The sequence below is a fragment of the Vibrio mediterranei genome, from assembly GCF_900088415.1.
Classification (GTDB): domain Bacteria; phylum Pseudomonadota; class Gammaproteobacteria; order Enterobacterales; family Vibrionaceae; genus Vibrio; species Vibrio mediterranei.
Window position 1 is genome coordinate 1 of the sequence record NZ_FLLQ01000009.1, and the last position, 13,307, is coordinate 13,307.

Genomic DNA, 13,307 nt, shown 5'->3' on the forward strand with positions numbered 1-13,307 from the left:
GGTGACAACATCCAAATGCAAGTTGAGCTAATCGCTCCAATCGCAATGGACGAAGGTCTACGTTTCGCTATCCGTGAAGGTGGCCGTACAGTAGGTGCTGGTGTTGTTGCTAAGATCTTCGACTAATTCTTCGAATTGTCGCAAGCTCTGGGAAAATCTTTGAATAAGATTTGACTAAGCAATGCTAAAAAGGGCATCATTTGATGCCCTTTTTCTGCGCTACTATATATAGAGGCGCAAAATTCATTCAGTGACTGCTCATTGTATGAATTTAGAAAGGATTTTAAGGGTTGAGTTGGAAAGTAATTTCTACCTGAGCCTTTGGCTAAAATGTTGGTTTGACTCAAATTTAATCAACATTAAAGGAATAAGCCCTGCAGCAGCGGGGTTGTTGTCGTCTAGTTAGACTTGTCACAGGTTGGTTTTATGAAAGCAAACGCTGAAACTCCTGATAGCTCAAATGCAGCAGATGTAATGAAGTGGATTGTCGCTTTTGCTCTGCTAGCCGCCGCTGTTGTGGGTAATTACCTGTATGGAGAACTTTCTGTAGTTCTTCGCGCTGCAGGTGTAGTTGTATTGATTGCTGCGGCACTTGGTGTAGCAGCTACAACAACAAAAGGTAAGGCAGCGATCACGTTCGCACGTGAAGCTCGCGTAGAAGTTCGCAAAGTAGTTTGGCCTACACGCCAAGAAACAATGCAAACTACGCTGATTGTCCTTGCAGTAAGTATTGTAATGGCGCTTGCGTTATGGGGTATCGACGGCATTATGGTTCGTCTTGTTGCATTCATAACCGGGTTATAGAGGGTGTTAATTCATGAGTGAAGCTCCGAAAAAACGCTGGTACGTAGTTCAAGCCTTTTCTGGTTTTGAAGGACGTGTGGCTCAGTCTCTTCGCGAACATATTAAAATGCACGCAATGGAAGAGTACTTTGGCGAAGTGCTAGTACCGACTGAAGAAGTTGTGGAAATGCGCGCAGGCCAACGCCGTAAAAGCGAGCGTAAGTTCTTCCCAGGCTACGTTCTTGTTCAGATGATCATGAACGATGAGTCTTGGCACTTAGTACGCAGTGTGCCACGTGTCATGGGCTTCATTGGTGGTACCTCTGACCGTCCTGCACCTATCACTGATAAAGAAGCTGACGCTATCCTAAATCGTCTAGAGAAGGCTAGTGAAGCTCCTCGTCCAAGAACAATGTTCGAAGCGGGTGAAGTGGTACGTGTCAATGAAGGTCCATTTGCTGACTTCAACGGTACTGTTGAAGAAGTGGATTACGATAAGAGCCGCGTAAAAGTGTCTGTATCGATCTTTGGTCGTGCAACACCAGTTGAGCTTGAATTCGGTCAAGTGGATAAGCTTGACTAATACTCGATTTTAAAGAGTATAAAAAATCACCTTTTTAGGGTTGAATAGGGCGCGAATTATGCTTATAATTTCGCGCCTTTTTACAGCACTGACTGTAGAAAGTTTTATCAAAACACGGGGAGCTTTCCACTCGGATAGCGTTTGAACCCAAAATTAGGAAATATCATGGCTAAGAAAGTTGAAGCTTATATCAAACTGCAAGTTGCAGCTGGTATGGCAAACCCAAGTCCACCGGTTGGTCCTGCTCTAGGTCAACACGGTGTGAACATCATGGAATTCTGTAAAGCGTTCAACGCAAAAACAGAATCTATTGAGAAAGGTCTACCGACTCCAGTAGTTATCACTGTTTACAACGACCGTTCTTTCACGTTCGTAACTAAGACTCCACCTGCTGCTGTTCTTCTTAAGAAAGCTGCTGGCGTTAAGTCTGGTTCAGGTCGTCCTAACACTGAAAAAGTGGGTACAGTGACTGACGCTCAAATCCAAGAAATCGCAGAAACTAAAGCTGCTGATATGACTGGTGCTGACATTGAAGCGATGAAGCGTTCTATTGCGGGTACTGCTCGTTCAATGGGCCTAGTGGTAGAGGGTTAAGATCATGGCAAAACTTACTAAGCGTATGCGCGTTATCCGCGAAAAAGTTGAAGTAACTAAAGAATACGAAATCAACGAAGCTGTAGCTCTTCTTAAAGAACTAGCAACTGCTAAATTCGTTGAGTCTGTAGACGTTGCTGTTAACCTAGGCATCGATGCTCGTAAATCTGACCAGAACGTACGTGGTGCAACTGTACTACCTCACGGTACTGGCCGCGAAATCCGCGTTGCAGTGTTCACTCAAGGTGCAAACGCTGAAGCAGCTAAAGAAGCTGGCGCAGACATCGTTGGTATGGAAGATCTTGCTGAGCAAGTTAAGAAAGGCGAAATGAACTTCGACGTAGTTGTTGCTTCTCCAGATGCAATGCGTGTTGTTGGTCAACTAGGTACTATCCTAGGTCCTCGCGGTCTTATGCCAAACCCTAAAGTTGGTACTGTAACTCCTAACGTTGCTGAAGCTGTTAAGAACGCTAAAGCTGGTCAGGTTCGTTACCGTAACGACAAAAACGGCATCATTCACACTACTATCGGTAAAGTGAATTTCGAAGCGAACCAACTACAAGAGAACCTAGAAGCTCTACTAGTTGCGCTTAAGAAAGCGAAGCCGTCTTCAGCGAAAGGTACTTTCCTGAAGAAAGTAAGCATCTCTACTACTATGGGTGCTGGTGTTTCTGTAGATCAATCTACACTAAACACTCAAGCTTAATTGCTTGCATAGGCGCAGAAATTATGTATAATTTTGCGCCTATCAAATTTGTGGTTGGGGCTGAAACTCCTTAGGGAATTTAGCCTCCGTCCAAGACCGTAGGCGTTCTGAAAAGAACTTAATCATACCTACGTAGATGGTGCCAGACTGAAAGGAAGTTGAACTTAACGTTTATCTTTCTTCTGGAAAAAGCACCGTATGAACTCCCAAAATCGTGAAGATTTCGGGTGGTGTAAAAACAACCAGGAGTAAATCCAAGATGGCTTTAAACCTTCAAGACAAAAAAGCAATTGTTGCTGAAGTCAACGAAGCAGCCAGTGGTGCACTTTCTGCAGTTGTAGCTGACTCTCGTGGCGTTGAAGTAGGCGCGATGACTTCTCTACGTAAACAAGCGCGTGAAGCGGGTGTTTACATGAGAGTTGTTCGTAACACTCTAGCACGCCGTGCAGTAGAAGGTACTGAGTATGAGTGTCTAACTGACACTTTCACTGGTCCAACTCTACTTGCATTCTCTAACGAGCACCCAGGTGCTGCAGCGCGTCTTTTCAAAGACTTCGCTAAAGAGAACAAAGAATTCGAGATCAAAGCTGCTGCATTTGAAGGCGCGGTTACTGATGCTGAAGTACTAGCGACACTACCAACTTACGACGAAGCAATTGCACGCCTAATGATGTGCATGAAAGAAGCTTCTGCAGGCAAGCTGGTACGTACTATCGCTGCACTACGCGACCAGAAGCAAGAAGAAGCTGCTTAATCAGCTTGCTTTTTACTGGTTGCAAAATAAACTTATTGTTGACTTAAAAGAGAATTGTTATGTCTATTACTAACGAGCAAATCCTAGACGCAGTTGCAGAAATGTCTGTAATGCAAGTTGTTGAGCTTATCGAAGCTATGGAAGAGAAATTCGGCGTATCTGCTGCAGCTGCTGTTGTAGCTGGCGGTGCTGCTGGTGGCGAAGCTGCTGCTGAGCAAACTGAATTCGACGTAATCCTAACTGCTGCTGGCGGTAACAAAGTTGCTGTTATCAAAGCGGTACGTGGCGCAACAGGTCTAGGCCTTAAAGAAGCTAAAGGTCTTGTAGACTCAGCTCCAGCACCTCTAAAAGAAGGCGTTGACAAAGCTGAAGCTGAAGCTCTTAAAGCTCAGCTAGAAGAAGCTGGTGCTTCTGTTGAAGTTAAGTAATTATTACTTAATTTCTTAGCCTAACAGGCTAATGGCTGGTGGTTTATTGACCACCGGCCTTTTTGCGCTGTAGGGCGTAGATGAATTTTCCTGCTGTTTAAGCATCTACGCACCATGCAAAAAACGTTGCTCGACGCTTGAGTTAACGTCACTACAGTAAACAGTTGTTAGTCACTGCCCCATACTCCACCTTAAGTAACTAGGATGGACGGGCAGTTTGGGTCACTTATCAGCGAGCTGAGGAACCCCATGGTTCACTCTTATACCGAGAAAAAGCGCATCCGTAAGGACTTTGGTACTCGTCCACAAGTTTTGGACATTCCATACCTGCTATCGATCCAGCTCGATTCGTTCGACAAATTTATCGAACAGGATCCTGAAGGACAATATGGACTTGAAGCTGCTTTTCGTTCTGTATTTCCGATTCAGAGCTATAACGGCAATTCTGAGCTGCAATACGTTAGCTACCGTCTTGGTGAGCCAGTATTTGACGTTAAAGAATGTCAAATTCGTGGCGTTACCTATTCAAAACCACTACGCGTAAAACTGCGCCTAGTTATCTTTGATAGAGACGCACCGGCAGGTACTGTAAAAGACATTAAAGAACAAGAAGTCTACATGGGCGAAATTCCGCTTATGACTGACAATGGTACCTTCGTTATCAATGGTACCGAGAGGGTTATCGTATCCCAGCTGCACCGAAGCCCAGGCGTGTTCTTCGACAGCGATAAGGGTAAGACTCACTCTTCAGGTAAAGTTCTTTATAACGCACGTGTTATTCCTTACCGTGGTTCATGGCTCGACTTCGAGTTTGACCCGAAAGATAACCTATACGTACGTATTGACCGTCGTCGTAAACTACCAGCATCGATCATTCTTCGTGCACTAGGTAAGACGTCGGAAGAAATCCTCGATATCTTCTTCGAAAAAGTAAACTTCGAAGTGAAAGACCAAACTCTACTTATGGAGTTGGTACCTGAGCGTCTACGTGGTGAGACTGCTTCATTCGATATCGAAGCCAATGGCAAGACTTATGTTGAGACTGGTCGTCGTGTTACTGCTCGTCACATCCGTCAACTTGAAAAAGATGGCGTTGAGTTCATTGAAGTACCTGTCGAGTACATCGTAGGTAAAGTAGCTTCTAAAGACTACATCAATGAAGCGACAGGTGAGATCATCGTTGGTGCAAACCAAGAGATCAGCCTAGAAGCATTAGCGAACCTATCTCAGGCAGGCGTTAAGAAACTAGAAGTTCTATTTACGAACGATCTAGACCACGGTCCGTTCATGTCTGACACACTACGTGTCGACAGCACGGTAGACCGCATCTCTGCGTTGGTAGAAATCTACCGCATGATGCGCCCTGGTGAGCCGCCAACAAAAGAAGCTGCAGAAGCACTATTCGAAAGCCTATTCTTCTCTGAAGAGCGTTATGATCTATCGACTGTTGGTCGTATGAAGTTTAACAGCTCTATCGGTCGTGAAGATGGCCTAGAGCAGGGTACGCTTGATGAGACTGATATCATCGAAGTGATGAAGAAGCTTATCGCGATCCGTAACGGTATTGGTGAAGTTGATGATATCGACCACCTAGGTAACCGTCGTATCCGTTCTGTAGGTGAAATGGCTGAGAACCAATTCCGTGTTGGTCTGGTACGTGTTGAACGTGCAGTAAAAGAGCGTTTGAGCCTAGGTGACCTTGATGCAATCATGCCTCAAGACCTAATCAACGCTAAGCCTATTTCTGCGGCAGTTAAAGAATTCTTCGGTTCTTCACAGCTTTCTCAGTTTATGGACCAAAACAACCCGCTTTCAGAAGTAACGCATAAGCGTCGTATTTCTGCATTGGGTCCTGGTGGTCTTACTCGTGAGCGTGCTGGCTTCGAAGTACGTGACGTACACGTAACTCACTACGGTCGTCTATGTCCTATCGAAACACCTGAAGGTCCGAACATCGGTCTAATTAACTCTCTATCTGCGTTTGCGCGTTGTAACGAGTACGGCTTCCTAGAAACGCCATACCGTCGCGTTGTAGATGGTGTAGTAACTGACGAAGTTGATTACCTATCAGCAATCGAAGAGGGCCAATTCGTTATCGCACAGGCTAACGCTGCGCTAACTGAAGAAGGTACTTTTGCTGACGAGCTAATCACTGCACGTCAAAAAGGTGAATCTGGTCTTCACCCACGCGACCATGTTAACTACATGGACGTTGCGACAAACCAAGTAGTATCTATCGCTGCATCGCTTATCCCGTTCCTAGAACACGATGATGCGAACCGTGCATTGATGGGTGCGAACATGCAACGTCAGGCTGTTCCAACGCTTAAGGCTGACAAGCCTCTAGTTGGTACTGGTATCGAGCGCAATGTAGCGGTTGACTCTGGTGTTACAGCAGTAGCTAAACGTGGCGGTACAGTTCAGTCTGTAGATGCTTCTCGTATCGTTATCAAAGTTAACGAAGACGAGCTGATCCCTGGCGAAGCAGGTATCGACATTTACAACCTAACTAAGTACACGCGTTCTAACCAGAACACTTGTATTAACCAGCGCCCAACTGTACTACCTGGTGAACCAGTAGCACGTGGTGACGTTCTTGCTGATGGTCCTTCAACAGACCTTGGTGAACTAGCGCTTGGTCAAAACATGCGTATCGCGTTCATGCCTTGGAACGGTTACAACTTCGAAGACTCGATCTTAGTATCTGAGCGCGTAGTTCAAGAAGACCGCTTCACGACTATCCACATCCAAGAGCTTTCTTGTGTGGCACGTGATACTAAGCTGGGTTCTGAAGAGATCACAGCGGATATTCCAAACGTAGGTGAGTCTGCTCTGTCTAAACTAGACGAGTCAGGTATCGTTTACATCGGTGCTGAAGTTAAGGGTGGTGACATCCTAGTTGGTAAAGTAACGCCTAAAGGTGAAACTCAGCTAACTCCTGAAGAGAAGCTACTACGCGCGATCTTCGGTGAAAAAGCATCTGACGTTAAAGATACTTCACTACGTGTACCTAACTCTGTTTCAGGTACCATCATTGACGTTCAAGTCTTCACTCGCGATGGCGTAGAGAAAGACAAGCGTGCTCTAGAAATTGAGCAAATGCAGCTGAAAGAAGCGAAGAAAGACCTAACTGAAGAATTCCAGATTCTTGAGGGTGGCCTTCTAAACCGTGTGAAAGCTGTATTACTTCAAGGTGGTTACTCTGACGCTAAACTAGATACTATCGATCGTAAGAAGTGGCTAGAACTAACGCTAGAAGACGATGCACTGCAATCTCAGCTTGAGCAACTTGCAGAGCAGTACGACGAGCTACGTGCAGACTTTGATAAGAAGTTTGAAACTAAGCGTCGTAAGATCACTCAAGGTGATGACCTAGCGCCTGGCGTTCTTAAGATTGTTAAAGTTTACCTAGCGGTTAAACGTCGTATCCAGCCTGGTGATAAGATGGCGGGTCGTCACGGTAACAAGGGTGTTATCTCTAAGATCAACCCTGTTGAAGACATGCCTTACGATGAGAAGGGTCAACCTGTCGACATCGTACTTAACCCACTGGGTGTACCTTCGCGTATGAACATCGGTCAGATCCTTGAGGTTCACTTAGGTCTGGCAGCGAAAGGTATCGGTGACAAGATCAACCAGATGGTTAAAGAGCAGCAAGAGCTAGCGAAATTCCGCGAATTCCTGCAGAAGGTTTACGATCTAGGTGGTACTCGTCAGAACGTTGATATTGCATCACTGTCTGATGACGAAGTACGTACTCTGGTTAAGAACCTACGTGGCGGTCTACCGATTGCTACACCTGTCTTTGACGGTGCGTCTGAGAAGTCTATTAAAGAACTTCTAAAACTGGGTGACCTACCAGAATCTGGTCAGCTAACTCTGTTTGACGGTCGTACTGGTGATGCGTTTGAGCGTCCTGTAACTGTAGGTTACATGTACATGCTGAAACTGAACCACCTTGTTGATGACAAGATGCACGCTCGTTCAACTGGTTCGTACAGCCTAGTAACTCAGCAACCACTTGGTGGTAAAGCTCAGTTCGGTGGTCAGCGTTTCGGTGAGATGGAAGTATGGGCACTAGAAGCATACGGTGCAGCATATACGCTTCAAGAAATGCTAACGGTTAAGTCTGATGACGTTAACGGCCGTACGAAGATGTATAAGAACATCGTCGATGGTAACCACAGCATGGAACCTGGCATGCCAGAATCGTTCAACGTACTGTTGAAAGAGATCCGCTCGCTAGGTATCAACATCGAGCTAGAAGACGAATAATCCATAAGGATTATCTGGTAGAAAAGGGGCTCGCGCAGGTTTGCTGACCAAGCGAGCACCTTTTTAAACTCCTTACAGGAGCTGATTGTGAAAGACTTATTAAACTTTCTAAAAGCACAGCATAAGACCGAAGAATTTGATGCAATCAAAATCGGTCTATCTTCACCAGACATGATTCGTTCATGGTCTTTTGGTGAAGTTAAAAAACCTGAGACGATCAACTATCGTACGTTCAAACCTGAACGCGATGGTCTGTTCTGTGCGCGTATTTTTGGTCCAGTTAAAGACTACGAATGTCTTTGTGGCAAATACAAGCGTCTGAAACACCGTGGTGTTATCTGTGAGAAGTGTGGCGTTGAAGTAACGCAAACTAAAGTTCGTCGTGACCGTATGGGCCACATCGAGCTTGCGTCTCCTGTCGCTCACATCTGGTTCCTAAAATCGCTACCATCTCGTATCGGTTTGCTAATGGACATCCCGCTACGTGATATCGAGCGTGTTCTTTACTTCGAAATGTACGTAGTAACTGAACCAGGTATGACGGATCTAGAAAAAGGTCAGATGCTAACTGAAGAAGAGTATCTTGATCGTCTAGAAGAATGGGGTGACGAATTCACTGCTAAGATGGGTGCAGAAGCGATCAAAGATCTGCTTGCCACTATGGACATGCACGCTGAAGCAGAGATGATGCGCGAAGAACTTGAGTCTACTAACTCAGAAACTAAGCGTAAGAAGATCACTAAGCGTCTGAAGCTAGTTGAAGCGTTCATCGCATCAGGTAACAATCCTGAGTGGATGATCCTAACTGTGCTTCCGGTTCTTCCGCCAGATCTACGTCCTCTAGTACCACTAGATGGCGGTCGTTTTGCAACGTCTGATCTGAACGATCTATACCGTCGCGTAATCAACCGTAACAACCGTTTGAAGCGTCTTCTAGAGCTAGCGGCTCCAGACATCATCGTACGTAACGAAAAGCGTATGCTGCAAGAGTCTGTTGATGCCCTTCTAGATAACGGTCGTCGCGGTCGTGCAATTACAGGTTCGAACAAGCGTCCTCTGAAATCTCTTGCTGATATGATCAAGGGTAAACAAGGTCGTTTCCGTCAGAACCTACTTGGTAAGCGTGTAGACTACTCTGGCCGTTCTGTAATCACAGTAGGTCCATACCTTCGTCTGCACCAGTGTGGTCTTCCTAAGAAGATGGCACTAGAGCTATTTAAACCATTTATCTACAGCAAGCTAGAAACTCGTGGCATGGCGACGACAATCAAAGCAGCTAAGAAGATGGTAGAGCGCGAAGAAGCGATCGTTTGGGATATCCTAGACGAAGTAATCCGCGAGCACCCAGTACTATTGAACCGTGCACCAACACTTCACCGTCTTGGTATCCAGGCGTTCGAACCAGTACTAATCGAAGGTAAAGCGATTCAGCTACACCCACTAGTGTGTGCGGCGTATAACGCGGACTTCGATGGTGACCAAATGGCGGTTCACGTGCCTCTAACTCTAGAAGCACAGCTTGAAGCTCGTACACTGATGATGTCGACAAACAACATTCTGTCGCCAGCGTCAGGTGATCCGATCATCGTACCTTCTCAGGACGTTGTATTGGGTCTTTACTACATGACTCGTGAAAAGATCAACGTGAAAGGTGAAGGTATGTACCTTGCTGGCCCTGAAGAGGCTGAGAAGGCATACCGTACTAAGAGCGCAGAGCTACACGCTCGCGTTAAAGTACGTATCACTGAAACGGTAGTGGACGAAGATGGCAACAGCACAACAGAAACGAAGATGGTCGATACGACTATCGGTCGTGCAATGCTGTGGCAAATCGTTCCTGCAGGTCTTCCATACAGCTTGGTAAACCAAAAGCTAGGTAAGAAGCAAATCTCTAACCTACTTAACGAGGCTTACCGTAAGCTGGGTCTGAAAGATACAGTAATCTTTGCTGACCAAGTGATGTACGCAGGTTTTGCATACGCTGCACTTTCTGGTGTATCAGTTGGTATCGATGACATGGTTGTACCTCAAGCGAAGTACGACGAAATCGAATCAGCGGAAGAAGAAGTTCGCGAAATTCAAGAACAGTTCCAATCTGGTCTTGTAACTGCGGGTGAGCGCTACAACAAAGTGATCGATATTTGGGCATCGACCAACGATCGCGTAGCGAAAGCGATGATGGACAACCTTTCATCTGAAACGGTAATTAACCGTGAAGGTGCGGAAGAGCAACAAGAGTCATTCAACAGCATCTATATGATGGCTGACTCGGGCGCTCGTGGTTCTGCAGCTCAGATTCGTCAGCTAGCTGGTATGCGTGGTCTGATGGCTCGTCCAGATGGCTCAATCATCGAAACACCGATCACTGCGAACTTTAAAGAAGGTCTAAACGTACTTCAGTACTTTATCTCAACGCACGGTGCTCGTAAGGGTCTTGCGGATACGGCACTGAAGACAGCGAACTCGGGTTACCTAACTCGTCGTCTAGTAGACGTTGCTCAGGATGTAGTTGTTCACGAGCACGACTGTGGTACGCACGAAGGTATCGATATGATGCCTCATATCGAAGGTGGTGACGTTAAAGTTGCACTTTCTGAGCTAGCGCTTGGTCGTGTAGTTGCTGAAGACGTTCTTAAGCCAGGTACTGAAGATGTTCTGATTCCACGTAACACTCTAATTGATGAGAAGTGGTGTCAGATCATGGAAGATAACTCTGTAGATAGCATGAAAGTGCGCTCAGTAGTTACCTGTGATGCAGACTTCGGTTGTTGTGCACAGTGTTACGGTCGTGACCTAGCACGTGGTCACCTAGTGAACCAAGGTGAAGCAGTGGGCGTTATCGCTGCTCAGTCTATCGGTGAGCCGGGTACACAGCTTACGATGCGTACGTTCCACATCGGTGGTGCGGCATCTACTGCAGCTGCAGAGAACAGCATCCAGGCGAAGAACACAGGTTCTGTGAAGCTTCACAACGCTAAGTTTGTTATCAACAAAGATAAGAAACTGGTTATCACCTCTCGTGCGTCAGAAATGACGATTATCGATGAGTTTGGCCGTACTAAAGAGAAGCACAAACTTCCTTACGGTTCATTGCTAACTAAAGGTGATGGCGATGCAGTTCAAGCTGGTGAAACAGTAGCGAACTGGGAAGCGCACACGCTGCCAATCATTACTGAAGTAGCGGGTCGTATCCAATTCGTAGACATGATCGATGGCGTAACTGTTTCTCGTCAAACAGATGACCTAACAGGTCTATCTTCAAGCGAAGTAACAGAAGCAGCCGCTCGCCCAGCAGCAGGTAAAGATATGCGTCCAGCTATCAAACTTGTTGATGAGCATGGTAAAGACGTAATGATCGCAGGCACAGAAATGCCAGCACTTTACTTCCTACCAGGTAAAGCGATTGTGAACATCGAAGATGGCGCAGAAGTAGGTGTGGGTGACACGTTAGCACGTATCCCACAAAAATCTGGCGGTAACAAAGATATCACCGGTGGTCTACCTCGCGTTGCGGACCTATTCGAAGCTCGTAAACCAAAAGAGCCAGCAATTCTTGCTGAGCACTCTGGTACCGTTTCATTCGGTAAAGAGACGAAAGGTAAGCGTCGTCTAATCATCACTCGTGATGGTGGCGATAACTACGAAGAGATGATTCCTAAGCATCGTCAGCTAAACGTGTTCGAAGGTGAGCGCGTTGAGCGTGGTGACGTAATCGCTGATGGTCCAGAAACTCCGCATGACATTCTACGTCTACGTGGTATTCACGCTGTAACAGCATACATCGCGAATGAAGTTCAAGAAGTATACCGTCTACAGGGTGTTAAGATTAACGATAAGCACATCGAGACTATCGTTCGTCAAATGCTACGTAAGTGTACAATCACGCATGCAGGTGACTCTGAGTTCCTACCAGGCGAGCAGGTTGAATACTCAAGCGTTAAGATCGCAAACCGTCAGCTAGAAGCTGAAGGCAAAGAACTTGTACGTTTTGAGCGTGACCTACTAGGTATCACTAAGGCATCTCTAGCGACAGAATCGTTCATCTCTGCGGCATCGTTCCAAGAAACGACGCGCGTACTAACAGAGGCTGCGGTATCTGGTAAGCGTGATGACCTACGTGGTCTGAAAGAGAACGTTATCGTGGGTCGTCTGATCCCAGCTGGTACTGGTTTTGCGTATCACCAAGACCGTCAAGCTAAGCGTGACGAAGCTCAGGAAGGTCCATCAGCTGAACAAGCGACGGATAACCTAGCTGCGCTACTAAACGCAGGTTTCTCTTCTGACGAGTAATCGTAGAAAGAAATGACAAAAGGCGCCGAAAGGCGCCTTTTTTGTATCTGAATTTTCGCTCTATTGCCATTCCGGTGCAGACAGGAATCTGGCTGAGGTTTGGTGACCCATGTTGAGTAGACCCCTGCCTTCGCAGGGGTGACGATAGTCTTAGATGACAATGGCTTCGGGTGACGATGGTTTCAGGTGCGATATTTTTTAAATAGGCTAATTCATAGCTACCGTCATTCCTGTGTAGACAGGAATCTAGCTGAGGCCTGGTGACCCCCCTGCCTTCGCAAGGGTGGCGGTATAGAAGGCGAAGATGCAACAGAACAGACCCTCATTACGAGCCTGTCAAAGCTATAAGCCTATTGTTGCTAACAATCGCGTCCTCTACGCCCCTGGCGGAATCGCTAAACTATCAGCAATCAGTTGGATCAGCTTATCTTCTACCGCAAAGCGTAACTCTAAGATCTCCCCAACTTTTGACATGTCCTGTTCGAAACTAGGCATTTCATCATCCACTTTCTTGTACTTATCGTTGAATTCAAGCAGTGGGTCAGTGGTCAGGACAATCTTAGCGTAAGCGGCATCAATCTCATCGTTGGTCTTGAATCCAGTCGCTTTCCACTTATCCATGACCATATCGTAGATCTTAAAATGACCTTCAGAGATATAGTCGACAAGATGGTCGCAAAAGGAACCGATGTCTTTAGGAGAAGGCAGCTCGACGACGTTGGATTGAGCTTGAGAAGGTTGCAGAGAACCAAGCTTACAGTATTCGACGATAAGCGCTTGGCGAGTTTCTAGCCAGTGGTCGATGACTTCGCTGGAGCCACCCCATTGTTCTTGTACTTGTTTGAATTTATTTAACATGACCATGTCCTCATGATCGGGACCGCAATAGGCAGT

General features: G+C 46.3%; 10 protein-coding genes. 9 read left to right on the forward strand and 1 reads right to left on the reverse strand.

Translation table 11 applies throughout. From position 1 onward, the window contains the following. The 9 genes from VME0621_RS26335 to rpoC form a co-directional block, all read left to right on the forward strand. A partial coding sequence (locus tag VME0621_RS26335) for an EF-Tu C-terminal domain-related protein (RefSeq protein WP_481087204.1) occupies window positions 1–126 on the forward strand: 126 nt, incomplete at its 5' end. Window positions 127–426: 300 nt separating this feature from the next. Continuing rightward, entirely contained in the window at window positions 427–804 is a 378-nt protein-coding gene (gene secE / locus VME0621_RS20995) for a preprotein translocase subunit SecE (protein WP_031496664.1), read from the forward strand. Window positions 805–817: 13 nt separating this feature from the next. Further along, on the forward strand, window positions 818–1,366 hold the full coding sequence (gene nusG, locus VME0621_RS21000; protein WP_031496663.1) for a transcription termination/antitermination protein NusG: 549 nt from the start codon (window positions 818–820) through the stop codon (window positions 1,364–1,366). A 165-nt stretch (window positions 1,367–1,531) separates the two neighbouring features. Beyond that, window positions 1,532–1,960 carry a 50S ribosomal protein L11 gene (rplK, locus tag VME0621_RS21005; RefSeq protein WP_008078231.1) on the forward strand — a complete coding sequence of 143 codons (429 nt, stop codon included), beginning with the start codon at window positions 1,532–1,534 and terminating at the stop codon, window positions 1,958–1,960. Between the two features lie 4 nt (window positions 1,961–1,964). Then, the gene (rplA, locus tag VME0621_RS21010) at window positions 1,965–2,666 is read left to right on the forward strand and encodes a 50S ribosomal protein L1 (RefSeq protein ID WP_031496662.1); all 702 of its coding nucleotides are present in this window, start codon (window positions 1,965–1,967) and stop codon (window positions 2,664–2,666) included. 259 nt (window positions 2,667–2,925) lie between these two features. Continuing rightward, a complete protein-coding gene (gene rplJ / locus VME0621_RS21015; protein ID WP_038231063.1) occupies window positions 2,926–3,420 on the forward strand; it encodes a 50S ribosomal protein L10 in 495 nt (164 codons plus the stop codon). 59 nt (window positions 3,421–3,479) lie between these two features. Continuing rightward, window positions 3,480–3,848 (forward strand): 50S ribosomal protein L7/L12, encoded by a 369-nt coding sequence (gene rplL / locus VME0621_RS21020; protein WP_031493851.1) that lies wholly within the window; start codon window positions 3,480–3,482, stop codon window positions 3,846–3,848. A gap of 249 nt (window positions 3,849–4,097) precedes the next feature. Further along, on the forward strand, window positions 4,098–8,123 hold the full coding sequence (gene rpoB / locus VME0621_RS21025; protein WP_065311733.1) for a DNA-directed RNA polymerase subunit beta: 4,026 nt from the start codon (window positions 4,098–4,100) through the stop codon (window positions 8,121–8,123). Window positions 8,124–8,210: 87 nt separating this feature from the next. Beyond that, a complete protein-coding gene (gene rpoC / locus VME0621_RS21030) occupies window positions 8,211–12,413 on the forward strand; it encodes a DNA-directed RNA polymerase subunit beta' (RefSeq protein WP_038231057.1) in 4,203 nt (1,400 codons plus the stop codon). A gap of 375 nt (window positions 12,414–12,788) precedes the next feature. On the opposite strand, the gene VME0621_RS21035 is transcribed toward rpoC, so the two are convergent. Then, entirely contained in the window at window positions 12,789–13,277 is a 489-nt protein-coding gene (locus tag VME0621_RS21035; protein WP_031493852.1) for an Rsd/AlgQ family anti-sigma factor, read from the reverse strand. Window positions 13,278–13,307: the final 30 nt, after the last annotated feature.